This is a genomic window from Halomonas sp. ABH4_019, from assembly GCF_056159885.1.
In genome coordinates, this window is record NZ_JBSWWC010000001.1 from 1,493,928 (window position 1) to 1,517,197 (window position 23,270).

The 23,270-nt window shown below is 67.7% G+C and carries 22 protein-coding genes and 1 other RNA gene; 9 read left to right on the top strand and 14 right to left on the bottom strand.

What is annotated here, in order from left to right; all coding sequences use genetic code 11:
* Window positions 1–107: 107 nt before the first annotated feature.
* The 3 genes from greA to carA are packed head-to-tail and all read right to left on the bottom strand — an operon-like array spanning window position 108 to window position 5,005.
* Entirely contained in the window at window positions 108–584 is a 477-nt protein-coding gene (gene greA, locus ACXAFN_RS06805) for a transcription elongation factor GreA (protein WP_474987309.1), read from the bottom strand.
* Window positions 581–3,811 carry a carbamoyl-phosphate synthase large subunit gene (gene carB / locus ACXAFN_RS06810; RefSeq protein ID WP_474987311.1) on the bottom strand — a complete coding sequence of 1,077 codons (3,231 nt, stop codon included), beginning with the start codon at window positions 3,809–3,811 and terminating at the stop codon, window positions 581–583. The genes greA and carB overlap by 4 nt, the downstream gene beginning before the upstream one ends.
* Window positions 3,812–3,859: 48 nt before the next feature.
* Entirely contained in the window at window positions 3,860–5,005 is a 1,146-nt protein-coding gene (gene carA, locus ACXAFN_RS06815; RefSeq protein ID WP_474987312.1) for a glutamine-hydrolyzing carbamoyl-phosphate synthase small subunit, read from the bottom strand.
* Between the two features lie 435 nt (window positions 5,006–5,440).
* Here carA and ACXAFN_RS06820 point away from each other — a divergent pair, with 435 nt between their 5' ends.
* Window positions 5,441–6,112: a hypothetical protein gene (locus ACXAFN_RS06820; protein WP_474987314.1), complete on the top strand. Its 672-nt coding sequence runs from the start codon at window positions 5,441–5,443 to the stop codon at window positions 6,110–6,112.
* A 73-nt stretch (window positions 6,113–6,185) separates the two neighbouring features.
* Here ACXAFN_RS06820 and dapB read toward each other — a convergent pair whose 3' ends face one another.
* The 3 genes from dapB to ACXAFN_RS06835 form a co-directional block, all read right to left on the bottom strand.
* Window positions 6,186–6,989: a 4-hydroxy-tetrahydrodipicolinate reductase gene (gene dapB / locus ACXAFN_RS06825; RefSeq protein ID WP_474987315.1), complete on the bottom strand. Its 804-nt coding sequence runs from the start codon at window positions 6,987–6,989 to the stop codon at window positions 6,186–6,188.
* Window positions 6,990–7,099: 110 nt separating this feature from the next.
* Complete coding sequence (locus tag ACXAFN_RS06830; protein WP_474987317.1) at window positions 7,100–8,035, bottom strand: DMT family transporter; 936 nt, start codon at window positions 8,033–8,035, stop codon at window positions 7,100–7,102.
* Window positions 8,035–8,316, bottom strand: coding sequence for a DUF2218 domain-containing protein (locus ACXAFN_RS06835; RefSeq protein ID WP_474987318.1), 282 nt, complete (start codon window positions 8,314–8,316; stop codon window positions 8,035–8,037). Before ACXAFN_RS06835 ends, ACXAFN_RS06830 begins: the two co-directional genes overlap by 1 nt.
* A gap of 145 nt (window positions 8,317–8,461) precedes the next feature.
* Here ACXAFN_RS06835 and corA point away from each other — a divergent pair, with 145 nt between their 5' ends.
* Window positions 8,462–9,427 (top strand): magnesium/cobalt transporter CorA, encoded by a 966-nt coding sequence (corA, locus tag ACXAFN_RS06840; RefSeq protein WP_474987320.1) that lies wholly within the window; start codon window positions 8,462–8,464, stop codon window positions 9,425–9,427.
* Between the two features lie 68 nt (window positions 9,428–9,495).
* On the opposite strand, the gene dnaJ is transcribed toward corA, so the two are convergent.
* The 3 genes from dnaJ to grpE form a co-directional block, all read right to left on the bottom strand.
* Window positions 9,496–10,638: a molecular chaperone DnaJ gene (gene dnaJ, locus ACXAFN_RS06845; protein WP_474987322.1), complete on the bottom strand. Its 1,143-nt coding sequence runs from the start codon at window positions 10,636–10,638 to the stop codon at window positions 9,496–9,498.
* A gap of 95 nt (window positions 10,639–10,733) precedes the next feature.
* Window positions 10,734–12,662 carry a molecular chaperone DnaK gene (gene dnaK, locus ACXAFN_RS06850; RefSeq protein WP_474987324.1) on the bottom strand — a complete coding sequence of 643 codons (1,929 nt, stop codon included), beginning with the start codon at window positions 12,660–12,662 and terminating at the stop codon, window positions 10,734–10,736.
* 120 nt (window positions 12,663–12,782) lie between these two features.
* Window positions 12,783–13,406: a nucleotide exchange factor GrpE gene (grpE, locus tag ACXAFN_RS06855; protein WP_474987325.1), complete on the bottom strand. Its 624-nt coding sequence runs from the start codon at window positions 13,404–13,406 to the stop codon at window positions 12,783–12,785.
* Between the two features lie 234 nt (window positions 13,407–13,640).
* Between grpE and recN the strand changes: the two genes are divergently transcribed.
* A complete protein-coding gene (gene recN, locus ACXAFN_RS06860) occupies window positions 13,641–15,314 on the top strand; it encodes a DNA repair protein RecN (protein ID WP_474987327.1) in 1,674 nt (557 codons plus the stop codon).
* Between the two features lie 103 nt (window positions 15,315–15,417).
* On the opposite strand, the gene fur is transcribed toward recN, so the two are convergent.
* Complete coding sequence (gene fur / locus ACXAFN_RS06865) at window positions 15,418–15,864, bottom strand: ferric iron uptake transcriptional regulator (protein WP_474987328.1); 447 nt, start codon at window positions 15,862–15,864, stop codon at window positions 15,418–15,420.
* 72 nt (window positions 15,865–15,936) lie between these two features.
* Between fur and ACXAFN_RS06870 the strand changes: the two genes are divergently transcribed.
* Window positions 15,937–16,359, top strand: coding sequence for an outer membrane protein assembly factor BamE (locus ACXAFN_RS06870; RefSeq protein WP_474987330.1), 423 nt, complete (start codon window positions 15,937–15,939; stop codon window positions 16,357–16,359).
* A gap of 10 nt (window positions 16,360–16,369) precedes the next feature.
* Here ACXAFN_RS06870 and ACXAFN_RS06875 read toward each other — a convergent pair whose 3' ends face one another.
* Both ACXAFN_RS06875 and ACXAFN_RS06880 read right to left on the bottom strand, forming a co-directional pair.
* Window positions 16,370–16,693, bottom strand: a complete 324-nt coding sequence (locus ACXAFN_RS06875) for an RnfH family protein (RefSeq protein WP_474987332.1) — start codon at window positions 16,691–16,693, stop codon at window positions 16,370–16,372.
* Window positions 16,680–17,123: a type II toxin-antitoxin system RatA family toxin gene (locus tag ACXAFN_RS06880; protein WP_474987333.1), complete on the bottom strand. Its 444-nt coding sequence runs from the start codon at window positions 17,121–17,123 to the stop codon at window positions 16,680–16,682. The genes ACXAFN_RS06875 and ACXAFN_RS06880 overlap by 14 nt, the downstream gene beginning before the upstream one ends.
* A gap of 128 nt (window positions 17,124–17,251) precedes the next feature.
* On the opposite strand from ACXAFN_RS06880, the gene smpB reads away from it, so the two are divergent.
* Both smpB and ssrA read left to right on the top strand, forming a co-directional pair.
* Entirely contained in the window at window positions 17,252–17,743 is a 492-nt protein-coding gene (gene smpB / locus ACXAFN_RS06885) for an SsrA-binding protein SmpB (RefSeq protein WP_474987334.1), read from the top strand.
* A gap of 42 nt (window positions 17,744–17,785) precedes the next feature.
* Window positions 17,786–18,164, top strand: a transfer-messenger RNA (tmRNA) gene (gene ssrA / locus ACXAFN_RS06890).
* A gap of 130 nt (window positions 18,165–18,294) precedes the next feature.
* Here the strand turns inward: ssrA and ACXAFN_RS06895 are convergent.
* Entirely contained in the window at window positions 18,295–19,125 is an 831-nt protein-coding gene (locus ACXAFN_RS06895) for a hypothetical protein (protein ID WP_474987336.1), read from the bottom strand.
* Between ACXAFN_RS06895 and ACXAFN_RS06900 the strand changes: the two genes are divergently transcribed.
* Complete coding sequence (locus ACXAFN_RS06900) at window positions 19,114–19,857, top strand: M15 family metallopeptidase (RefSeq protein ID WP_474987337.1); 744 nt, start codon at window positions 19,114–19,116, stop codon at window positions 19,855–19,857. The two genes, ACXAFN_RS06895 and ACXAFN_RS06900, sit on opposite strands and share 12 nt — an antisense overlap.
* 81 nt (window positions 19,858–19,938) lie before the next feature.
* Here ACXAFN_RS06900 and gap read toward each other — a convergent pair whose 3' ends face one another.
* A complete protein-coding gene (gene gap, locus ACXAFN_RS06905; RefSeq protein WP_474987339.1) occupies window positions 19,939–20,940 on the bottom strand; it encodes a type I glyceraldehyde-3-phosphate dehydrogenase in 1,002 nt (333 codons plus the stop codon).
* A gap of 368 nt (window positions 20,941–21,308) precedes the next feature.
* Between gap and pyk the strand changes: the two genes are divergently transcribed.
* Window positions 21,309–22,775, top strand: a complete 1,467-nt coding sequence (pyk, locus tag ACXAFN_RS06910; protein WP_474987340.1) for a pyruvate kinase — start codon at window positions 21,309–21,311, stop codon at window positions 22,773–22,775.
* Window positions 22,768–23,244 (top strand): methylglyoxal synthase, encoded by a 477-nt coding sequence (locus tag ACXAFN_RS06915; protein WP_474987341.1) that lies wholly within the window; start codon window positions 22,768–22,770, stop codon window positions 23,242–23,244. The genes pyk and ACXAFN_RS06915 overlap by 8 nt, the downstream gene beginning before the upstream one ends.
* Window positions 23,245–23,270: the final 26 nt, after the last annotated feature.

Genomic DNA, 23,270 nt, shown 5'->3' on the forward strand with positions numbered 1-23,270 from the left:
AGCTGGAAGAACAGCAGAATCAACGGCTTCAGAAATGGAAACACCCCCGCAGCGGCGCTGCGGGGGTGTTTTTCTTCAAGCTTCCAGCTTAAGGCTTCAAGCTTGATTTACAGGTGCTCGACGCTGCCGATCTCGTACTCTACCTCGCCGCCGGGGGTGCGCACCAGCACCACCTCACCCTCTTCCTTGCCGATCAGGGCACGGGCAATGGGCGAGGTGACGGAGATCTGCCCCGCCTTGATGTCGGCCTCGTCCTCGCCGACGATGCGGTAGCTCACCTCCTCGTCGGTCTCGAGGTTCATCAGGCCCACGGTCACACCGAAGATCACCTTGCCGGTCTGCGGCAGCTTGGTGACGTCGATGACCTGTGCGTTGGACAGCTTGCCCTCGATCTCCTGGATCCGCCCCTCGATGAAACCCTGCTGCTCACGCGCGGCATGGTATTCGGCGTTCTCCTTGAGGTCGCCGTGCTCGCGGGCCTCGGCGATGGCGGCGATCACGTTCGGGCGGGCCTCGCTCTTGAGGTGCTCGAGCTCGTCGCGAAGGCGCTGCTCACCGACGACGGTCATCGGAACCTTGTTCATTGACTGACTCCTGCATGCTGTTCCTGTAGCCGCCGCACGGTGATGGCATTACCGTACTCGAGCGCCAGACAAACGGCCTTGGCCCCTGCCAGGGTGGTGGCATAGGGAACCTTGCGGGCGAGTGCGGTGCGGCGGATCACCGAGGAATCATTGATGGCCTGACGGCCCTCGGTGGTATTGACGATGTAGGCGACCTCGTCGTTCTTGAGCAGATCGACGATGTGCGGACGACCCTCATAAACCTTGTTGACGATCTCCACGGGCAGATCGGCCGCCTGAAGGGCCGACGCCGTGCCACGGGTCGCGCAAAGGGTGAAGCCCAATGTTAACAGAGAACGGGCCACCTCGATAACACCCGCCTTGTCCGGCTCGCGCACGGACAGGAACGCCTTGCGCTCGCCGGACAGCGCCGGAATCGCCTCGCCGGCACCCAACTGGGCCTTGTAGAAGGCCTCGGCGAAGGTCTCGCCGGAGCCCATCACCTCGCCGGTGGACTTCATCTCCGGCGACAGGATCGGGTCGACGCCCGGGAACTTGTTGAACGGGAACACCGCCTCCTTGACGCTGTAGGTCGTCGGCACGATCTCGGCCACGAAGCCCTGGTCGGCCAGGGAGGTGCCAGCCATGCAGCGCGCCGCCACCTGGGCCAGCGAGGTGCCGATGCACTTGGAGACGAAGGGCACGGTACGCGAGGCGCGCGGGTTGACCTCGATGACGTAGATCTCGCCATCCTGCCAGGCCAGCTGCACGTTCATCAGGCCGTTGACGCCGAGCTCCACCGCCATGCGCTTGACCTGGTCGCGCATCTCGTCCTGCACGTCGGCGGGCAGCGAGTACGGCGGCAGCGCACAGGCGGAGTCGCCGGAGTGCACGCCGGCCTGCTCGATGTGCTGCATGATGCCGCCGATCACCACCTGCGCCCCGTCGGAGACGGCATCGATGTCGACCTCGACGGCGGCGTTGAGGAAGTGGTCCAGCAGCACCGGCGAGTCGTTGGAGACCTTGACCGCGTGGGTCATGTAGTTCTCCAGCTCGGAGGCGTCGTAGACGATTTCCATGGCCCGGCCGCCGAGCACGTAGCTGGGGCGCACCACCAGCGGGTAGCCGATGGTCTCGGCCTTGGCGAAGGCCTCGTCGAAGCTGCGCGCGGTGGCGTTGGGCGGCTGCTTGAGGCCCAGCTTGTCGATCATCTGCTGGAAGCGCTCGCGGTCCTCGGCGCGGTCGATGGCGTCCGGGGTGGTGCCGATGATCGGCACGCCGGCGGCCTCCAGCTCGCGGGCCAGCTTGAGCGGCGTCTGGCCGCCGAACTGCACGATCACGCCGGCCGGCTGCTCCTTGTCGGCGATCTCCAGCACGTCCTCCAGGGTCACCGGCTCGAAGTAGAGACGGTCGGAGGTGTCGTAGTCGGTGGAGACGGTCTCCGGGTTGCAGTTGACCATGATGGTCTCATAGCCGTCGTCGCGCATGGCCAGAGCGGCGTGGACGCAGCAGTAGTCGAACTCGATGCCCTGGCCGATGCGGTTGGGGCCGCCGCCGAGCACCATGATCTTCTGCTTGTCGCTGACCTCGGCCTCGCACTCCTCCTCGTAGGTGGAGTACATGTAGGCGGTGTCGGAGGCGAACTCGGCCGCGCAGGTGTCGACCCGCTTGTAGACCGGGCGGATACCCGCCTTCTGGCGCGTCTTGCGGAATTCCTTCTCGGCCACGCCGAGCAGCGCCGCCAGGCGGGCATCGCTGAACCCCTTGCGCTTGAGATGCCACAGGTCACGGGCGCCAAGCTCGGAGAGCGAGCGCTTGGCCAGCGCCTGCTCGGTCAGCACCAGGTCCTCGAGTTGCACCAGGAACCAGCGATCGATGTTGGTCAGGGCAAACACGTCCTCGACGCTCATGCCGCTGCGCATGGCATCGGCGACGTAGAAGATGCGGTCGGCACCGGCGGCCTGCAGCTCGCCCTTGATGTGGGCCATGGCCTCGCCGGTGAAGCGGGTGACCTTGGGATCAAGGCCGTCGTTGCCGGTCTCCATGCCGCGCAGCGCCTTCTGCAGCGACTCCTGGAAGGTCCGGCCGATCGCCATCACCTCGCCCACCGACTTCATCTGGGTGGTCAGGCGGTCGTTGGCCTGGGGGAACTTCTCGAAGGTGAAGCGCGGAATCTTGGTGACGACGTAGTCGATGGAGGGCTCGAAGGACGCCGGGGTACGACCGCCGGTGATGTCGTTGGAGAGCTCGTCCAGGGTATAGCCGACGGCCAGCTTGGCGGCGATCTTGGCGATCGGGAAGCCGGTGGCCTTGGAGGCCAGCGCCGAGGAACGCGACACCCGCGGGTTCATCTCGATGACCACCACGCGACCGGTCTGCGGGTCGACGCCGAACTGGACGTTGGAGCCGCCGGTCTCGACGCCGATCTCGCGCAACACCGCCAGGGAGGCGTCGCGCATGTTCTGGTATTCCTTGTCGGTCAGCGTCTGGGCCGGCGCCACGGTGATGGAGTCACCGGTGTGCACGCCCATGGGGTCGAAGTTCTCGATCGCGCAGACGATGATGCAGTTGTCGTTCTTGTCGCGAACGACCTCCATCTCGTATTCCTTCCACCCCAGCAGCGACTCGTCGATCAGCAGCTCGTGGTTGTTGGAGAGTTCGAAGCCGCGGGTGCAGATCTCCTCAAACTCCTCCTTGTTGTAGGCCACGCCGCCGCCGGAGCCGCCCATGGTGTAGGAGGGGCGGATGATCACCGGGAAGCCGAGCTCGCCCTGGATCTCCCAGGCCTCGCTCATGGTGTGGGCGACCTTGGCCTTGGGGCACTCCAGGCCGATGCGCTTCATGGCCTGGTCGAAGAGGTCGCGGTCCTCGGCCATGTTGATGGCGTCGGCGTTGGCGCCGATCATCTCCACGCCGTGCTTGGCGAGCACGCCGTGCTTGTCCAGGTCGAGGGCACAGTTCAGCGCGGTCTGGCCGCCCATGGTCGGCAACACGGCATCGGGCCGCTCGGCCTCGATGATCTTCTCCACCGCCTGCCAGGTGATCGGCTCGATGTAGGTGGCGTCGGCCATCACCGGGTCGGTCATGATGGTGGCCGGGTTGGAGTTGACCAGGATGACCCGGTAGCCCTCCTCGCGCAGGGCCTTGCAGGCCTGGGCGCCGGAATAGTCGAACTCGCAGGCCTGGCCGATGACGATGGGGCCGGCGCCGATGATCAGGATGCTCTGGATGTCGGTACGTTTTGGCATGGTGCTTCCCGCAAAGAAGGTGACGGACGAGGGGCGACGATCGGACGGTTAGCGCTTGGCCTTCATCATCTCGATAAAGCGGTCGAACAGTGGCGCGACGTCGCGCGGCCCCGGGCTCGCCTCCGGGTGGCCCTGGAAGCTGAAGGCCGGACGGTCGGTGCGCTCGATGCCCTGCAGGGTGCCGTCAAACAGCGAGCGATGGGTCGCGCGCAGGGTCTCGGGCAGCGACGCCTCGTCCGCGGCGAAGCCGTGGTTCTGGCTGGTGATCATCACGCGGCCGCTGTCGAGGTCCTGGACCGGATGGTTGGCACCGTGGTGGCCGAACTTCATCTTCTCGGACTTGGCGCCGCTGGCCAGCGCCAGCAGCTGGTGGCCGAGGCAGATGCCGAAGATCGGCACGCCGGTCTCGAGCAGCTCGCGGATGGCGGCGATGGCGTACTCGCAGGGCTCGGGATCGCCGGGGCCGTTGGACAGGAAGATGCCGTCCGGATTCAGCGCCATGACCTCGCTGGCCGGGGTCTGGGCCGGCACCACGGTCAGGCGGCAGCCGCGGGAGGCCAGCATGCGCAGGATATTGCGCTTGACCCCATAGTCATAGGCCACGACATGAAAGGGACGCTCACTCTCGCTGGCATCGGCGTAGCCGGCGCCCAGGGTCCACTCGCCTTCGCTCCACTCGTAGGGCGACTGGCAGGACACCACCTTGGCCAGGTCCATGCCCTTGAGCCCGGGGAAGGCCTTGGCCGCCTCCAGGGCACGCGCCTCGGCGTCCTCGCCCTCGGCGTCCGGGCCGGCCAGGATGGCGCCGTTCTGGGCGCCCCTGTCGCGCAGGATGCGGGTCAGGCGGCGGGTGTCGATGTCGGCGATGCCCAGCACGTTCTGGCTGGCCAGGTAGTCGGAGAGCGTCTGTTCGGAGCGGAAGCTGCTGGCCACCAGCGGCAGGTCGCGAATCACCAGGCCGGCGGCGGCGATGGCGCCGGATTCCACGTCCTCGGCATTGATGCCGGTGTTGCCGATGTGCGGATAGGTGAGGGTGACGATCTGACGGGTATAGGAGGGGTCGGTGAGGATTTCCTGATAGCCCGTCATGGCCGTATTGAACACCACCTCACCGCTGGTTTGCCCATCGGCACCGATAGCGGTGCCATGAAACACACTGCCGTCTTCCAGGGCCAGTATCGCGGGTTTGTTCAATGCAACGTCCTCCCATATTGTCAAAGACGGCGTCACAGACAGCTCGTCAAGGAATGCTTCTCGCCTGGCGCCGGCCAAGCCGCCCGAACCGCCGCCCGCCAGCCCGTAAAAAAGCGGGACGAAACCCGACAGTGAAGACCGGTTTCATCCCGCTTGTTGTCATTCGCTCGGAACACAGGGCCGACGCAACAAGCGCTTGCGCGGCTAAGGGCCGTCGCCCGGCCAAAATTTGTGGGATTTTAAAGCATCGGGCGCCGCTCGGCTACCCCTCGAGCCGACCCGATCGACGATCCCTCCACAACTGCCAACCGCTACGGGGCCCGGCCTCTTTCAAGATTAAAGCTTTCTTGCACCCGGCCGATTCCCCTGCCTCCCGGTGGACCGGCACACGTCCGCCGGAGGAGCAGAACGATACCGACACAAGGGAACACCGCAATGAAACAATGGATGGCCGCAGGCCTCGCTACCGCCTTCCTAAGCGCCGGCATCGGCACCGCCCAGGCCGACGACGGCCGCGTCACCGCCAGCGCCCTGGCCGGCACCACCGGCTTCGGTGCCGACCTGTCCTGGCGCTTCCACGAGCGCCTGGGCGTGACCGCCCAGTATGCCGGCGGGCTGAGCTGGGATGGCGACTACGAGAGCGATGACGTGAACTACGCCGGCGACCTGGACATTGCCGCCGGCGCCCTCAAGCTCGACTACTACCCCTTCGCGGGCCGCTTCTATCTCTCCGCTGGAATCATGCTGCCGGACATGGAAGCCGATGTGCGCGGCCAGGCCCGCGAGGGCGCGAGCTTCGAGCTCAACGACCGGACATACACCGCCGCCGAGGTCGGCACCCTGGACGGCACGCTGACCATCGCCGACGGCGTGCAACCCTACCTGGGGCTGGGCTGGCGTTCGTCGCACCGCAGCGGCTTCGGGTTCTTTTCGGAGCTGGGGGTGATGGCCACCGACGTCGAGGTCTCGCTGAGCGCCAACGGCGCCGCCGCGGGCAACGATCGGCTTCAGAGCGACCTGCGTGAAGAAGAGCGGCAGCTGCAGGACGATGCCGAGGAGCTGTCGATATACCCGGTCGCGGTCCTCGGGGTGTCATACACCTTCTGAACCCGCCCGATGGTGTGGCGGCTCGCCCAAAGCGGGCCGCCATACCATCGGTGAGCACCTCCGAGCCGAGGCTCTATAGCCCGATCACGTCCTGCATGTCGTAGCGACCGGCCTCGCGGCCGGCGACCCAGCGCGCGGCGCGCACCGCGCCCTTGGCGAAGGTCATGCGGCTACTGGCCTTGTGGGTGATCTCGATGCGCTCGCCCTCGGTGGCGAACATCACGGTATGCTCGCCGACGATGTCGCCGGCACGCACGGTGGCGAAGCCGATCTCCTGGTCGCTGCGCGGCCCGCACTGGCCGACGCGCTCGAACACGCCGTACTCCTTGAGCGGGCGATCCAGGGCGTCGGCCATGACCTCGCCCATCTTCAGCGCGGTGCCGGAGGGCGCGTCGACCTTGTGGCGATGGTGGGACTCGATCACCTCGATGTCATAGCCCTCATCGCCCAGCGCCCTGGCGGCGGTCTCCAGCAGCTTCAGCGTCAGGTTGACCCCGACGCTCATGTTGGGGGCGAAGACCATCGGCACCCGGTCGCGGTAGCCGTCAAGCTCGGCCAGCTCCTCGTCGGAGAGGCCGGTGGTGCCGATCACCATGCGCTTGCCGTGCTCGGCGCAGAACGCCAGGTTGGCCAGCGTCACGGCCGGGGCGGTGAAGTCGATCAGCACGTCGAAGTCGTCGACGATGGCGGCCAGGGAGTCCGCGGCGGCGACGCCCAGCCTGCCCAGGCCCGCCAGCTCGCCGAGATCGGCGCCGGCCAGGGAGCTGCCCGGCTCGACGACGCCGCCGGCCAGGCTGGCCTCGGCATCCTGCTGCACGGCGTTGACCAGGGTGCGGCCCATGCGGCCGGCGACACCGACGATGGCGATACGGGTCATGCGGAAACTCCTGAAAGTGACTGGCCTGAAGATGCCCGGAGTATACCAGAGCCCCGCCGGGCGCTGGGGCGGCGAGGCGAGCCGGGCCCGCGGGCGGTCGCCACCGCCGGTCAGTCGTCGGGCCCCGCCTCGGCGGCGGGCGCGGCCGACGCGACGGACGGCACCAGCAGCAGGACGATGGCCAGCAGCACCATGGCGCAGCCCGGTAGCCAGACCCAGTCGATACGCGACGGGGTCTCGAGAAACAGCAGCAGCATGGAGACGAAGGGCACCAGATAACCGTAGGCGGTGATGGTCGCCGGCCCGAGCACCGCGGTGGCGCGCTGCATCAGCCAGAAGGTCAGGGCACTCGAGCACAGCCCCAGGTAGACGATCAACAGGCCGTCGCGCCAGGTCATGCCGGCGAGCCGGCTCACCGGCTCCACCGCCAGGCCCAGCGCCCCGATCAGCACGCCACCGAGGCACAGGCTCCAGAAGGTGCGCACCGCCGCCGATTCGGGCAGCCGGCCGGAGACCAGGCCGCGCCGCGACAGCACCGGATAGAGCGCCGAACACAGGCAGCCGAGGAAGAACACCGCCTCGCCGGCCCCGAAGCGCCACGCCCCGCCGCGCTGCCAGGCCTCCGCCGCGGCCAGCCCTAGGGCCCCGAGCGCCCCCAGGGCGAGGATCGCCGGCAACCGCCAGGACGGCCGTTCCACGCCGAACCCCAGCCCCATGCCATAGGCCAGCAGCGGCACGCTGACGTAGAGGGTGGCCATGGACAGCGCCGTGGCGTGGTGGGCGGCCCAGAACATGGCGCCGAAGAAGCCCGCCAGGCACGCTCCCATGGCGGCGAACCAGGGCAAGGCACGCCAGCCGGGCCAGGCACCCGGCGCCCGGCGCACCAGCCCCCACAGGCCCAGGCAGGCGATGGCGAAGCGCAGGGCGGTGAGCGACAGCGGCGGCAGCTCGCTGAGCAGCCCCACGGCCGGGAACGACAGCCCCACCAGGGCCGCCCACGCCAGCATGCCGAGATGGGCGCCGCGGGCCGGGGCGGGCTCGACCATCAGTTCTCCCAGACGATCTCCAGCGACTCCTTGCCGGCCATGCGCTCGAGGTGGCTGGCCACCACGCCCTCGAGCCGATCCAGCCCTTCCTCGTCCAGGGCCTCCACGGCCACGCGCAGCTTGCCCGGCTCGGCGGTCATCAGGCAGCTGCCCGCGTCGAAGGCCACCCGGCCCTCACCCTCGCGCTGCTCGACCTCGAGCTTGTGGGCCCAGTGCTTGCAGAGGCGGTTGATCAGCTTGTCGCCGGACTCGGTGGCGATCTCGGCACGTGAAATCGGCATAACGGACTCCGTGTTCCTTGCTCATGGACCACCAGCCTATGACGGCGCCCCCTCCCAGCGCCAGCCCCGCGCCGGCAACCGCGCGTTCGCCGCGGCGGGACGGCTATGCTCTTAGAGGCTCCGTTCGCGACAGGGAGGAAGCGTCATGATCGTCAACTGCGTGGCCTACGAGCAGGGCCGCCGACTGCGCGACATCCGGCCCGAGGAGGTCGCCGAGCACATGGGCCGACCGAACTGCTTCGTGTGGGTGGCCCTGCACGATCCCGATCCCGTGGAACTGGCGCCCTTCCAGGAAATCTTCGATCTCCACGAGCTGGCCATCGAGGATGCCCTGCGCGGCGAGCAGCGCCCCAAGGTCGAGGAGTACGGCGAGACGCTGTTCGTCATCATGCACATGATCACCATGGGCGACGAGCGACTGGAATCCGGCCAGGTGGCGGTGTTCGCGGGCCCCGGCTACGTGCTCTCGGTGCGCCTGCACTCGTGCCAGGGCTTCGCCGCGGTGCGCCGCCGCTGCGAGCGCGAGCCGAAGCTGCTCAAGCAGGGCCCGGCCTTCGTGCTCTATGCCCTGCTCGACGCCGTCGTCGACCGCTACTTCCCGGTGGTCGAGGCGCTGCAGGCGGAGCTGGAGAGCATCGAGGACCAGATCTTCGTGCGCGGCACCGCCCGCACCAGCCTCGAGCGCCTCTACCAGCTCAAGCGCCAGACCATGCAGCTCAAGCATGCCGCCATGCCGCTGGGCGATGCCGTCAGCCACCTGTTCGGCGGCCGGGTGCCGGCACTGTGCCGCAAGACCCGCGAGTACTTTCGCGACGTGTACGACCACCTGCACCGCCTCGAGGCCGCAGTGGACACCATGCGCGAGATGATCATCACCGCGATCCAGGTCAACCTGTCGATGGTGGCCATCGACGAAGGCGAAGTGCACAAGCGCCTGGCGGCCTGGGCGGCGATCTTCGCCGTGGCCACTATCCTGGCCGGGGTCTGGGGCATGAACTTCGCCCACATGCCGGAGCTCGACTGGCGCTTCGGCTATCCCCTGGCGCTGCTGATGATGGGGCTGGCCTGCGGCGGACTGTACCGGCGCTTCCGGCGCACCGGCTGGCTGTAGCCGGCCATGAGAAGGCCCCGCCTCCATGCGGAGCGCGGGGCCTCGAGCGTTCAGGCGAGGGGTGAACCCTAGGGCTTCATGTCCTCGAAGAACTTCTTCACGCCGTCGAAGAAATTGCTCTTCTTCGGCGAGTGGTGGCTGTTGCTGCCCTCCAGGCTGTCCTGGAAGCGGCGCAGCAGCTCCTTCTGCTCCTCGCCCAGCTTGACCGGGGTCTCGACCACCACCTTGCACAGCAGGTCGCCGGCGGGACCGCCGCGCACCGGCTTGACGCCCTTGCCCTTGAGCCGAAACAGTTTGCCGGTCTGGGTCTCGGGCGGGATCTTGAGCTTGACCCGGCCGTCCAGGGTCGGCACCTCGAGCTCGCCGCCCAGGGCCGCGTCGACGAAGTTGATCGGCACCTCGCACTGCAGGTGACGACCGTCGCGCTCGAAGATCGGGTGCGGCTTGATGGCCACCTGGACGTAGAGATCGCCGGGCGGCCCGCCGTTGATCCCGGCTTCGCCTTCGCCGTTCAAGCGAATGCGGTCGCCGGTGTCGACGCCGGCCGGAATCTTCACCGACAGGGTGCGGGTCTCGCGCACGCGACCCTCGCCGTGACAGCCGTGGCACGGCACCTTGATGTGCTGGCCGCTGCCGTGACAGGTCGGGCAGGTCTGCTGCACGGCGAAGAAGCCCTGCTGCATGCGCACCTGGCCGTGGCCGGCGCAGGTCGGGCAAGTCTCCTTGCTGGAGCCGGGCTCGGCGCCATCGCCGTCGCAGCGCTCGCATTCCACGTGGCGCGGCACGCGAATGTCGACGCTGGTGCCGGACACCGCGTCCTCGAGATCGAGCTCGAGGTTATAGCGCAGGTCGCTGCCGCGCTGCGGGGCATTGGGGTGACGACGCGCGCCGCCCCCGCCGAAGATGTCACCAAAGACATCGCCGAAGATATCGCTGAAGCCGCCGGCCCCGGCACCGCCGAAGCCACCGGCACCGCCGGCCTGGCCGTCGACGCCGGCATGGCCGAACTGGTCGTAGGCCGCGCGCTTCTCGCTGTCGGTCAGGACCTCGTAGGCCTCGGAGACCTCGCGGAACTTCTCCGCTGCGGTGTCGTCATCCGGATTGCGGTCCGGGTGGAACTTCTGGGCCAGGCGCCGATAGGCCTTCTTGATATCCTTCTGATCGGCCCCTCGCTCGACGCCCAGCACCTCGTAGTAATCACGCTTGGACATGGGTCTGTCCGCCTCCATAGCGACGCTGCTGCGGAAACACCAACGCGGGAGTCATCCCCCCGCGCTGGCGTCATCCCTGATTCAGGCGTCGTGGTTTACTGCTTCTTCTGGTCGTCGTTGACTTCCTCGTACTCGGCGTCGACCACGTCTTCCTCCTGCTTGGCGCCGGACTCGCCGGCGGCCTCGGCGCCTTCGGCGGCCTCGCCCTGCTCGGCATACATCTTCTGCGCCAGGTTACCGGAGGCCTCGGTCAGCTTGTCGAGCTTGGCCTGGATGTCGTCCTGATCGTCGCCCTTGGCCGCTTCCTCGAGCTCGGAGGCGGCGCTCTCGATGGCCTGCTTCTCGTCCTCGGTGGCCTTGTCGCCGGCTTCCTCGAGGGTCTTGCGGGCGGCGTGGACCATGCCGTCGGCCTGGTTGCGCAGCGCCACCAGTTCCTCGAACTTCTTGTCCTCGTCGGCGTGGGCCTCGGCGTCCTGGACCATCTGCTCGATCTCGTCGTCGGACAGGCCGCTGGAGGCCTTGATGACGATCGACTGCTCCTTGCCGGTGGCCTTGTCCTTGGCAGACACGTGCAGGATGCCGTTGGCGTCCAGGTCGAAGGCGACCTCGATCTGCGGCACGCCGCGCGGCGCCGGCGGAATGTCGGCCAGGTCGAAGCGACCGAGCGACTTGTTGCCGCTGGACTGCTTGCGCTCGCCCTGCAGCACGTGGATGGTCACGGCGGTCTGGTTGTCATCCGCGGTCGAGAAGGTCTGGGTCTTCTTGGTCGGGATGGTGGTGTTCTTCTCGATCAGCGGGGTCATCACGCCGCCCAGGGTCTCGATGCCGAGCGTCAGCGGGGTGACGTCGAGCAGCAGCACGTCCTTGACGTCGCCGCCCAGCACGCCGCCCTGGATCGCCGCGCCCACGGCCACGGCCTCGTCCGGGTTGACGTCCTTGCGGGCGTCCTTGCCGAAGAACTCGGCGACCTTGGACTGGACCATCGGCATGCGGGTCTGGCCGCCGACCAGGATGACGTCGTCGATCTCGGAGGCGGACAGGCCGGCATCGGCCAGCGCGGTCTTGCAGGGCGACAGCGAACGGGTCACCAGCTCTTCCACCAGCGACTCCAGCTTGGCCCGGGTCACCTTGACGTTGAGGTGCTTGGGACCGGTGTTGTCGGCGGTGATGTAGGGCAGGTTGACTTCGGTCTGCTGGGCGCTGGACAGCTCGATCTTGGCCTTCTCGGCGGCTTCCTTGAGGCGCTGCATGGCCAGGTTGTCGCCGGACAGGTCGATGCCGCTGTCGGCCTTGAACTGGTCGACCAGGTAGTTGATCAGCTTGAGGTCGAAGTCCTCGCCGCCCAGGAAGGTGTCGCCGTTGGTGGCCAGCACCTCGAACTGGGTCTCGCCGTCGACGTCGGCCACCTCGATGATGGAGATGTCGAAGGTGCCGCCGCCCAGGTCATAGACCGCGATGGTCTTGTCGCCGCGGGCCTTGTCCATGCCGTAGGCCAGCGCCGCCGCGGTGGGCTCGTTGATGATGCGCTTGACCTCGAGGCCGGCGATGCGGCCGGCGTCCTTGGTGGCCTGACGCTGGCTGTCGTTGAAGTAGGCCGGCACGGTGATGACCGCCTCGGTGACCGTCTCGCCGAGGTAGTCTTCGGCGGTCTTCTTCATCTTCTTCAGGACTTCGGCGCTGACCTGGGGCGGTGCCAGCTTGTTGCCCTTGACCTCGACCCAGGCGTCGCCATTGTCGGCCTCGGCGATGGTGTAGGGCACCATCTTGATGTCCTTCTGGACGACGTCGTCCTTGAAGCGACGGCCGATCAGGCGCTTGATGGCGTACAGGGTGTTCTGGGGGTTGGTGACCGCCTGGCGCTTGGCCGCCTGACCCACCAGGGTCTCACCGTCCTCGGTGTAGGCGATGATGGACGGGGTCGTGCGTGCGCCCTCGGCGTTCTCGATCACCTTGGCGCTGTCGCCGTCGAGCACGGCCACGCAGGAGTTGGTGGTCCCCAGGTCAATACCGATGATGCGTCCCATAGGAAATCCTCGAAATGCTGTTACCGAATTCGTTCGTGTGCGGCCTTCGCCGCGGGGTTGCCGTCTATCTGGGGGCCCTCGACGCCTTTTCAAGGGGGCGGGGCCGCTTTTCGCCTCGCCTTACTCGGCGGCCTGGCTGACCACCACCATCGCCGGGCGCACCAGGCGGCCATTGAGCAGGTAGCCCTTCTGGATCACTTCCATCACGCTATTGGGCTCGAGCTCGGGGTTCGGCACCATCGCCATGGCCTCGTGATACTGCGGGTCGAAGGGCTCTCCCGCGGGCTCGAGCACCTCGACGCCGAACTTGCCGAGCACGTCGAGCTGCATCTTGAGGGTCATCGACACGCCCTCACGGTGGGCCTCGGTGGCGTCCTCGCCCATGGCCTCGAGCGCCTTCTCCAGGCTGTCGACCACCGGCAGCAGCTCCTTGACGAACTTCTCCAGCGCGAACTTGCGCGCCTTGTCGGTCTCCTGCTCGGCGCGACGACGCACGTTCTGCGCCTCAGCGGCGGCACGCAGCGACTGCTCCTTGGCCTCTTCCAGCGCTTGTTCGAGCTCCTCGACCTTGGCCGCCAGCATCTCGGCCTCGGGGTTGTCCGACGCCGGCTCGGCGCCCTGTTCGGCCTGCTCGACGGCATCCTCCAGCTCGCCCTCGACGGGCTCCGGCTCGACCTGGGTGTCGGCCTCGTCTTGCTGGCGTGCCAGCTCGTCGTCCAACGGGGTCTGCGGGTCTTTGGCCATGCCTCTCTCCTGAATGCCAACCGGCGGCCCCGGGGCCGCCTGCAGGACTGAATGTCGATGTAAAAGCTGTGTTGCGAGGTATATGGGGCTGGTCGCGGCGATCTCAAGGGAGGCGGGCCACGGGAATCGGGCCGTGCGTTGTTCCGCCTCCTGAACTACTGTATAAACGCACAAGACAATGGATGAATAACCAGTAGTTTCGACCTCGCTCCGCACCGGCCACCGGGAGGCACCATGCTGACAGAGCTCGCCATTCGTGACTTCGCCATCGTCGACCATCTGGAGCTGGAGCTCGGCGACGGCATGACCGCCATCACCGGCGAGACCGGGGCCGGCAAGTCCATCCTGCTCGGCGCCCTGGGGCTGTGCCTGGGCGAGCGCGCCGACGCCGGCAGCGTGCGCCACGGCGCCGAACGCGCCGACCTCAGCGCCCGCTTCGACATCAAGGCCCTGCCCGCCGCCCGGGCCTGGCTGGCCGAGCGCGAACTGCCCGGCGACGACTGCCTGCTGCGCCGGGTGGTGACCCGCGCCGGGCGCTCCAAGGCCTGGATCAACGGCCAGCCCGCCACGGTGGCCGACCTCAAGGCGCTGGGCGGCCATCTCATCGAGATCCACGGCCAGCACGCCCACCAGGCGTTGCTCAGCGAGGATACCCACCTGCGGCTGCTCGACGACTTCGCCGGCCACGACGCGGCGATCGGCGAGCTGGCCGAGACCTTCCGCGACTGGCGCGAGGCGCGCCGACGCCTCAAGCGCCTGTCCGAGGACGGCGACGAACAGCGCGCCCGACGCCAGCTGCTGCGCTACCAGGTCGAGGAGCTCGACCAGCTGGCGCTGGCCGACGACGAGCTGGCCGGCCTGGAAGCCGAGCAGGAGGACCTCGCCCACGCCGAGGAACGACTGCGCGAGGCCCAGTTCGCCGTCGAGTGCTGCGACGGCGAGAACGGCGGCGCCCTGCCGCTGCTCAACCAGGCCGTGAGCCGGCTGTCGGCCCTGCCCGGCAGCGACCGCGGCGCCCTGGCCGAGGCCCTGTCGATGCTCGGCGACGCCTGCATCCAGGTCGAGGAGGCGGGCCGCGAGCTCCATCACTTCGCCGCCGGCGTCGAGCTGGACCCCGCGCGCCTGGCCTGGGTCGAGGAGCGCCTCGGCGAGGTGCACCGCATCGCCCGCAAGCATCATGTGCCGCCCGAGGAGCTGACCGCCCTGCACCGCCGCCTGGGCGAGGAGCTCGCCGAGCTGGACGGCGGCGACGACGACCTGGAGGCGCTGTCCGCCGAGGTGGACGCCCTGCAGGCCCGCTGGCGCGAGCGCGCCCTGGCGGTGAGCGCCGCCCGGCGCGAGGCCGCCGAGCGCTTCGGTGCCGCGGTGCAGGATCAGCTGGCCTTCCTGGCGATGGGCAAGGCGACCTTCACCGCAGAAGTCACCGAACGCGACGCCCCGGCGCCCGAAGGGCTCGACCGGGTACGCTTCTCGATCAGCGCCAACCCCGGCCAGCCGGCGCGCCCGCTGGCCAAGGTCGCGTCCGGCGGCGAGCTGTCACGCATCAGCCTGGCCATCCAGGTGGTGGCCGCCCAGCATTCCACCATCCCCAGCCTGGTGTTCGACGAAGTCGACGTGGGCGTCTCCGGGGCCACCGCCGAGATCGTCGGCCAGTTGCTGCGCCGGCTGGGCGCGGGCGGCCAGGTGATGACCGTGACCCACCTGCCCCAGGTGGCGGCCCAGGCCCATCGGCACCTGCACATCGCCAAGCAGGCCGAGGACGACACCACCCTGACCCGCATGGCACTGCTCGACGAGGCCGGCCGGGTCGGCGAACTGGCCCGCATGCTGGGCGGCGTGACGCTCTCCGACCAGACCCTGGCCCACGCCCGGGAGATGCTCGACGCCAGCCAGCGCGCCCGCCACTGAGCCCCCTCGCCATCCCGCTCGCCCCGGCAAACCCGCCCCCTGAAACGACGACGGCCCCGATCCGCTTGGATCGGGGCCGTGCAATCTCGCGCCGGCGATGGCATCACTTCTTGTGCGACAGCTCCTGGCGGGTCGCCTTGGAGCCCTTGGGGCGCACATAGAGCACCAGGGCATGATCGACGAGCTCGTAGCCGTGCTCCTCGGCGATCTCCTGCTGGCGGCGCTCGATGGTGTCGTCGAAGAATTCGACGATCTCGCCGCTGTCCAGGCATACCATATGATCGTGGTGCTCTTCCTGGGTCAGCTCGAAGACCGCGTGGCCGCCATCGAAGTTGTGACGCGTCACCAGGCCGGCGGACTCGAACTGGGTCAACACGCGATAGACGGTGGCCAGCCCCACGTCCTCGCCCGCGTCGAGCAGGGTCTTGTAGACGTCCTCGGCGCTCAGGTGATGCTGGCCGGTGGCGTTCTCGAGGATATGCAGGATCTTGACGCGCGGCAGGGTCACTTTAAGACCGGCCTTGCGCAGTTCATGGTTTTGGTCGGCCATGGTTGCTCTTCGCAGTATCGGGTAGGGTCGGTTATGATCGACCGAAACCACGATAGTGAAGAATGGCCGCAAATGCAAAAGCTGAGCAGATTTGTCACCCTTTCCCTCGCCCTGACGCTGATCAGCGGCTGCAGCTACTTCGGGGTCTACAAGCGCGACCTGGCCCAGGGCAACCTGGTGACCCCGGCCATGGCTGACCAACTGCGCCCCGGCATGACGCGCCAGCAGGTCATCGACCTGATGGGCAGCCCGCTGCTCGAGGCGCCCTTCGACGCCAACCAGTGGGACTATGTCTATCGCCTGGACGAGGCCTACGACGGCGTCGAGCAGCGCCGCCTGACCCTGACCTTCGACGGCAACCGCCTGGCTTCCGTCGAGCCCCACGGCGATTTCTCGCGCCCGCCGGCGCTCATCTCCGAACGCGGCATCGGCCCCTCCGATACCGCCGACGAGAGCCGCGGCAACCTGCTGAACGTGTCGCCGGAGGACGAATAGCCCCGACGCTTCAGGACGAGCGTTTCGCGGCGCGGGCGGCCCTGGCCGCCCGCGCCGCCTTGGGATCGATCTCGAGCGGCCGATAGACCTCCACTCGATCCCCTTCCCGCAACGGCTGCCCCTCGGGGTCGCGCAGCGCCCTGCCGAAGATGCCCAGGTCCGCCTCGGCGAAGAACGCGGCCGGCAGCTCCGGGAAATGCGCCTCCAGCCGCGCCAGGCTCACCGCCCGGCGCGCCGTGGTGCCCTCGGGCACCGCCAGCTCGATGATGCGCTGGCGCTGCGGCAGGGCGAAGGCCACCTCGACCCTCAGGGTCGGCACCTCAGTAGCGGCCATGACCGTAGAGCTCGTCGGCGCGGCGGGTGAAGGAGTCCACCAGCTGGCCGGCGACCTGCTGGAACAGCTTGCCGAAGGCCATGCCCAGCAGCCGGCTGGCGAATTCGAACTCCATCTCCAGGCTCACCTTGCAGGCGCCATCGCCCATGGGCAGGAACAGCCAGCGTCCGCGCAGCCGCTTGAAGGGCCCCTTGACCAGCGACAGCTCGATGCGCTCGGGCTCGTGCAGGTCGTTGCGGGTGGTGAAACTCTGTTCGATCCCGGCACGCCCCAGGGTCATCTCGCCGACCAGGTGCTCGGCGTCCCGCTCGATCAGCCGCGCCCTACGACAGCCGGGCAGGAACTCCGGGTAGCGTTCGAAATCATTGACCAGATCGAACATTTCCTGGGGGGTGTGCCGCACCAGGGCGGACCGATTGACCGTTGGCATTGACCTCTCCGCTGACTTCAAGGGGCCCAGGGCGTATCATGAGCGGTTATTTCGGCCTTGAATGGTATCACGCTTCCCCCCATATCGAAGGGGCAGGCCGCCACCGGCAAGCACAGACACGAGGTTCCATGGCCAGCAAGAAAGGAAAGGGCAAGGGTCCCGGCAGCAACGTCATCGCCCTGAACAAGAAGGCGCGCTTCGAGTACCACATCAACGAGACCTTCGAGGCCGGGCTGTCACTGGCCGGCTGGGAGGTGAAGAGCCTGCGCGCCGGCAAGGCGCAGCTCACCGACACCTATATCCTGGTCAAGAACGGCGAGGCCTGGCTGCTGGGCAGCCATGTGACGCCGCTCAACACCGTCAGCACCCACGAGGTGGCGGACCCGACTCGCACGCGCAAGCTGCTGCTGCACAAGAAGGAAATCGCCAGGATCTTCTCGCGCACCCAGGACAAGGGGCACACTTGCGTGCCGCTCAAGCTCTACTGGAAGGGCAACAAGGTGAAGTGCGAGCTGGCACTGGTGACCGGCAAGAAACTGCACGACAAGCGCGCCACCGAGAAGGACCGCGACTGGAAGCGCCAGAAGGGGCGCATCATGCGCGAACAAAACCGCGCCTGAGGTGTCATAGATCCGACCATCCTGATAAGATGGTCGCGTTATGGGGGCGACATGGCTTCGACGCCGATGACAACCCCTGAGGTGCATGCCGAGAGCGTGATGTATCTCGTAAATCCAACATCACGATTAAATAGTCGCAAACGACGACAACTACGCTCAGGGCGCGCTGGCAGCTTAAACGCCGCTAGCTTCTAGTCCTACCCGGAGGCGATGTGCCCATTCATCGCCAAAGGGCACGAGCTCAGACTGATGGGATCGCGGTTGGCTTCGTCCTCGCGTCAACCGTTAAATCTTAGAGGAATCGCGTTTCTGGATCCTGCCCGTCGGAGCCAGCGACGTTAAAGCAAATGACGGAACTAAGCATGTAGAGCCGATGGGCGAGTGTCGGCGGACGCGGGTTCGATCCCCGCCGCCTCCACCAATACCAGAGAAACGCCACCCACCCGGGTGGCGTTTTTCGTTTCTGGCACAAGGATCGCCGACCACGTGTCGGCCCTCTCTCGGACAACAGGGGCTCGATCCCCGCCGCCTCCACCAATACCAGAGAAACGCTACCCACCCGGGTGGCGTTTTTCGTTTCTGGCACAAGGATCGCCGACCACGTGTCGGCCCTCTCTCGGACAACAGGGGCTCGATCCCCGCCGCCTCCACCAATACCAGAGAAACGCTACCCACCCGGGTGGCGTTTTTCGTTTCGGGCACGAGGATCGCCGACCGCGTGTCGGCCCTCTCTCGGACAACAGGGGCTCGATCCCCGCAGCCTCCGCCAACACCAGAGAAACGCTACCCACCCGGGTGGCGTTTTTCGTTTCGGGCACAAGGATCGCCGACCGCGTGTCGGCCCTCTCCCGGACAGCAGGGGGTTCGCCCCCCGTCTCCGCCAACACCAGAGAAACGCCACCCACCCGGGTGGCGTTTTTCGTTTCGAGCACAAGGATCGCCGACCGCGTGTCGGCCCTCTCTCGAACAGATCCCCGCCGCTTCCACCAATACCAGAGAAACGCTACCCACCCGGGTGGCGTTTTTCGTTTCAAGCACAAGGATCGCCGACCGCGTGTCGGCCCTCTCTCGGACAACAGGGGCTCGACCCCCGCCGCCTCCACCAACACCAGAGAAATGCTACCCACCCGGGTGGCGTTTTTCGTTTCAAGCACAAGGATCGCCGACCGCGTGTCGGCCCTCTCCCGGACAGCAGGGGGTTCGCCCCCCGTATCCGCCAACACCAGAGAAACGCCACCCACCCGGGTGACGTTTCTCGTGTCGGCCAAGAGGGTCGCCGACGACGCGTCAGCCTTCGCACCAGGTGGCTCGCATTCACACTCCACGCCTCTGCGATATGATGGCGACTTGTCACCGGACGCGAGCCACGCATGTTCGACCATCTGCCCCCCATCCTCGACCACCCGGCTCCCGACTGGACCGCGCTCGGTCGCCTTCCAATCGCCGAGTGCGGCGAGCCGCTGGTACCGGTGAGCCTGGCCCCCGCGCCGCTGCGGGCCTATCCCGCCTATGCCCGGCTCGGGGTTCCCGGCGCCGTCGACGAGTGCCTGGTGCGCGAAGGGGTCTATCGACGCCTGCTGGCGGTGGCCCGCGCCCTCCCGGATGGCCTGAGCCTGCTGGTACTGGATGGCTGGCGCCCCTGGCGGGTACAGCAGTACCTCTACGAGACGCTGCAGGAGGCGATCCGCGATCGCCACCCCGAGCTCGATGCCGCCACCCTGACGGCACGTACCCGAGAATTCGTCGCCCCGCCGAGTCGCGACCCGGCCTCGCCGAGCCCGCACCTGACCGGCGGCGCGGTGGACGTAACTCTGTGCGGCGCCGACGGCCTGCCGCTGGACATGGGCACCCTGTTCGACGAAGCCCTGCCGGCCTCCCACAGCGCCGCCCTGGAGCACCTGGACGCGCCCAGCGAATCCACGCGTCGGGCCCGCGACCATCGCCGCCTGCTCTACCACGCCATGGGCGCCGAAGGCTTCACCAACCTGCCGAGCGAGTGGTGGCACTTCGACCTCGGCGACCCGCTGTGGGCCCACTATGACGACCAGGCGGCGGCGCACTACGGCGCCACCCAACCGGTGACGCTGGAGAGTCGCTGGCGACGCGGTCTTTGACCCACCTGACCGCCACCAGACACGACGACGCCGGGCCACTCGCATGGCCCGGCGTCGTTCGGTGCGGCATCCGGCGGGGAATCAGCCCGTGGCGTGCATCGCCAGGGCGGTATCCAGCATGCGGTTGGAGAAACCCCACTCGTTGTCGTACCAGGCCATGACCTTGACCAGCCGACCGTTCACCCGGGTGTGATTGCTGTCGAAGGTGGAGGAGTTGGCGTCATGGTTGAAGTCGACGGACACCAGCGGCTGGGCATTGACCGCCAGCACCGGCGACGCCTGGGCGGCCTCGGCGACGATGGCATTGATCTCTTCCTTGGTGGTGTCGCGGCTCGCGGTGAAGGTCAGGTCCACCAGCGAGACGTTGATCAGCGGCACGCGCACCGCCAGGCCGTCGAACTTGCCGTCGAGTTCCGGCAGCACCAGCCCCACCGCCGCCGCCGCCCCGGTCTTGGTCGGGATCATCGAATGGGTGGCACTGCGCGCCCGGTAGGGATCCTTGTGGTAGACGTCGGAGAGGTTCTGGTCGTTGGTGTAGGCATGCACCGTGGTCATCAGGCCGTTCTCGATGCCCACCGTCTCGTTCAGCACCTTGGCTACCGGCGCCAGGCAGTTGGTGGTGCAAGAGGCGTTCGACACCACCCTGTGCTCGGCGGTCAGCACGTCCTCATTGACCCCGAAGACCACGGTGGCGTCGGCATCCGGGCTCGGTGCCGAGACCAGCACCCGGCCGGCGCCGGCCTCGAGATGCTTGCCCGCGTCCGCACGCTTGGTGAACAGGCCGGTGCACTCCATCACCAGGTCCACCCCCAGGCGCTCCCAGGGCAGTCGGGCCGGATCGCGCTCGGAGCTGATCTCGATGCGGTCGCCGTCGACCGTCAAGCTGCTCTCGTCGTGGGAAACCGCGAACGGGAAGTGGCCGTGCACGGTGTCGTGGCGCAGCAGGTGGGCATTGAGGGCCGGATCGCCCAGGTCGTTGATGGCGACGACCTGCACCCGGTCGCGATACCCGCCCTCGTAGAGGGCCCGAAACACATTGCGACCGATGCGACCGAAACCGTTGATGGCGATCTTGAGTGTCATGGCGTCTTCCTCTCGAACCAGTTGCCGTCTTGTCGGATTGGGAAGGGGTCGAGCCGAAGGGCGCCCCGCTTGCGGAGGCGCCGCGCATCGACCGGCCGGGCGGGCCGACGGCTCGTCTTTCCCTCAATGTGGCTCAGGATGTCCCGCGAGACAAGATTTTTTTAGTAATTTTACAACAAAAACGACATCACCACTCCATCGACGCCCGGATAAAATCGACTGCTGCAAGGTGGTTAGTGAGAAAAATCCTTCAGGAGGAACCGCGGGATAGACTTTGGTCGAAGCCGACAAGTTTCGTAATATCACCACCGTTGCGCTATCTTGACCCTTTGCTTCGACGTCCCGTCCGCGCTAACAGGAGAACCGGCATGTCAGATCGCCCCGCCCCCGTCCGTCGCACCAAGATCGTCGCCACCCTGGGTCCCGCCAGCGACCGCGACGGCGTGCTGGAGGCGATGATCGCCGCCGGCGTCGACGTGGTGCGCCTCAACTTCTCCCACGGCGCCCCGGACGACCACCGCCGCCGCCTGGCCGCGGTGCGCGAGATCGCCGCCCGCCAGGGCCGAAGCGTCGCCGCCCTGGGCGACCTCCAGGGGCCCAAGATCCGCATCGCCCGCTTCCGTGACGGCAAGGTCAGCCTCACCGAGGGCGCGCCCTTCGTCATCGACGTGGCCCTCGACCGCGAGGCCGGCGACGCCGAGCGGGTCGGCTGCGACTACCAGGCCCTGGCCGATGACGTGGCCGCCGGCGACCGCCTGCTGCTCGACGACGGCCGGCTGGTGCTCGACGTGGCGAAGGTCGACGGCAGCGCCATCCACACCCGCGTGGTGGTGGGCGGCGAGCTGTCCAACAACAAGGGCATCAACAAGCAGGGCGGCGGGCTGTCCGCCCCGGCGCTGACCGACAAGGACAAGGCCGATCTGGAGACCGCGGTGAGCATCGGCGTCGACTACCTGGCGGTGTCCTTCCCGCGCAGCGCCGCCGACATGGTCGAGGCCCGCGAGCTGCTCGGCGAGGCCGGGGCCGACATCGGCCTGGTGGCCAAGCTCGAGCGCGCCGAGGCGGTGGCCGACGACGCCACCCTGGACGGCATCATCGAGGCCAGCCAGGCGGTGATGGTGGCCCGCGGCGATCTCGGCGTGGAGATCGGCGACGAGGCGCTGATCGGCACCCAGAAGCGCATCATCAAGCACGCCCGCAGCCTCAACCGCGCGGTGATCACCGCTACCCAGATGATGGAGTCGATGATCGAGGCGCCGCTGCCGACCCGCGCCGAGGTGTTCGACGTGGCCAACGCGGTGCTCGACGCTACCGACGCGGTGATGCTGTCCGCCGAGACCGCCGCCGGCGACTTCCCGATGGAGACCGTGGAGGCCATGGCGCGGGTGTGCCTGGGCGCCGAGCGCGAGCGCATCGCCCAGTCCTCCGGGCACCGCATCCACGAGGGCTTTTCCAGGATCGACGAGACCATCGCGCTCTCGGCCATGTACGCCGCCAACCACCTGACCGGGGTGGCCGCCATCGCCTGCATGACCGCCACCGGCTACACGCCGCTGATCGCCTCCCGGATCCGCTCGGGGCTGCCGATCGTCGGGCTGGCCCACAACCCCGTCGCCCAGCGGCGCATGGCGCTGTATCGTGGGGTGATCTCGCTGCCCTTCGACACCAGCGAGATGGACGCCTCCGAGCTCAACGATCGGGCCATGGCGCTGCTGGTGGAGCGGGCCATCGCCGAGCCGGGCGATCACGTCATCCTCACCCGCGGCGATCACATGAACGCCCACGGCGGCACCAATACCCTGCGGATCCTCGAGGTGGAGGCCCAGCATGAGTGACACACGCCCGCGGCGCGACGTCCGCCGCACCCTGCCGGCCCGCAAGCGCATCGCCCTGATCGCCCATGACGGCAAGAAGGAAGAAATGCTGGAGTGGGCCGAGCGCTGGCAGGACACCCTGGCGCGCCACGAACTGATCGGCACCGGCACCACTGCGCGTCGCATCGCCGGCCAGCTGGGGCTCGAGGTGGAAGCGCTGATGAGCGGCCCGCTGGGCGGCGACCAGCAGATCGGCGCGCGAATCGCCGAGCAGGCGCTCGACCTGCTGGTGTTCTTCTGGGACCCCTTCGCCCCCCAGCCCCACGACCCCGACGTCAAGGCGCTGCTGCGCCTGGCCGCGCTGTGGAACGTCCCGGTGGCCTGCAACCCGGCCAGCGCCGATTTCCTGCTCAGCTCCCCCTGGCTCGACCGCGACTTCGAGATGTCCATTCCCGATGCCGGGAACTGGATCTCGTCGCGCACCGGCTGATCGCCGCGAACAAGACCACAACGAGG

Coding starts and splice junctions, on each gene's coding strand:
- smpB (WP_474987334.1), top strand. CDS start 17,252: ATGGCCAGCAAGAAAGGAAAGGGCAAGGGTCCCGGCAGCAACGTCATC.
- recN (WP_474987327.1), top strand. CDS start 13,641: ATGCTGACAGAGCTCGCCATTCGTGACTTCGCCATCGTCGACCATCTG.
- grpE (WP_474987325.1), bottom strand. CDS start 13,406: ATGGCCAAAGACCCGCAGACCCCGTTGGACGACGAGCTGGCACGCCAG.
- gap (WP_474987339.1), bottom strand. CDS start 20,940: ATGACACTCAAGATCGCCATCAACGGTTTCGGTCGCATCGGTCGCAAT.
- ACXAFN_RS06870 (WP_474987330.1), top strand. CDS start 15,937: ATGCAAAAGCTGAGCAGATTTGTCACCCTTTCCCTCGCCCTGACGCTG.
- greA (WP_474987309.1), bottom strand. CDS start 584: ATGAACAAGGTTCCGATGACCGTCGTCGGTGAGCAGCGCCTTCGCGAC.
- pyk (WP_474987340.1), top strand. CDS start 21,309: ATGTCAGATCGCCCCGCCCCCGTCCGTCGCACCAAGATCGTCGCCACC.
- ACXAFN_RS06915 (WP_474987341.1), top strand. CDS start 22,768: ATGAGTGACACACGCCCGCGGCGCGACGTCCGCCGCACCCTGCCGGCC.
- ACXAFN_RS06820 (WP_474987314.1), top strand. CDS start 5,441: ATGAAACAATGGATGGCCGCAGGCCTCGCTACCGCCTTCCTAAGCGCC.
- carB (WP_474987311.1), bottom strand. CDS start 3,811: ATGCCAAAACGTACCGACATCCAGAGCATCCTGATCATCGGCGCCGGC.
- ACXAFN_RS06875 (WP_474987332.1), bottom strand. CDS start 16,693: ATGGCCGCTACTGAGGTGCCGACCCTGAGGGTCGAGGTGGCCTTCGCC.
- dapB (WP_474987315.1), bottom strand. CDS start 6,989: ATGACCCGTATCGCCATCGTCGGTGTCGCCGGCCGCATGGGCCGCACC.
- fur (WP_474987328.1), bottom strand. CDS start 15,864: ATGGCCGACCAAAACCATGAACTGCGCAAGGCCGGTCTTAAAGTGACC.
- corA (WP_474987320.1), top strand. CDS start 8,462: ATGATCGTCAACTGCGTGGCCTACGAGCAGGGCCGCCGACTGCGCGAC.
- ACXAFN_RS06880 (WP_474987333.1), bottom strand. CDS start 17,123: ATGCCAACGGTCAATCGGTCCGCCCTGGTGCGGCACACCCCCCAGGAA.
- ACXAFN_RS06895 (WP_474987336.1), bottom strand. CDS start 19,125: ATGGTCGAACATGCGTGGCTCGCGTCCGGTGACAAGTCGCCATCATAT.
- ACXAFN_RS06900 (WP_474987337.1), top strand. CDS start 19,114: ATGTTCGACCATCTGCCCCCCATCCTCGACCACCCGGCTCCCGACTGG.
- dnaK (WP_474987324.1), bottom strand. CDS start 12,662: ATGGGACGCATCATCGGTATTGACCTGGGGACCACCAACTCCTGCGTG.
- ACXAFN_RS06830 (WP_474987317.1), bottom strand. CDS start 8,035: ATGGTCGAGCCCGCCCCGGCCCGCGGCGCCCATCTCGGCATGCTGGCG.
- ACXAFN_RS06835 (WP_474987318.1), bottom strand. CDS start 8,316: ATGCCGATTTCACGTGCCGAGATCGCCACCGAGTCCGGCGACAAGCTG.
- dnaJ (WP_474987322.1), bottom strand. CDS start 10,638: ATGTCCAAGCGTGATTACTACGAGGTGCTGGGCGTCGAGCGAGGGGCC.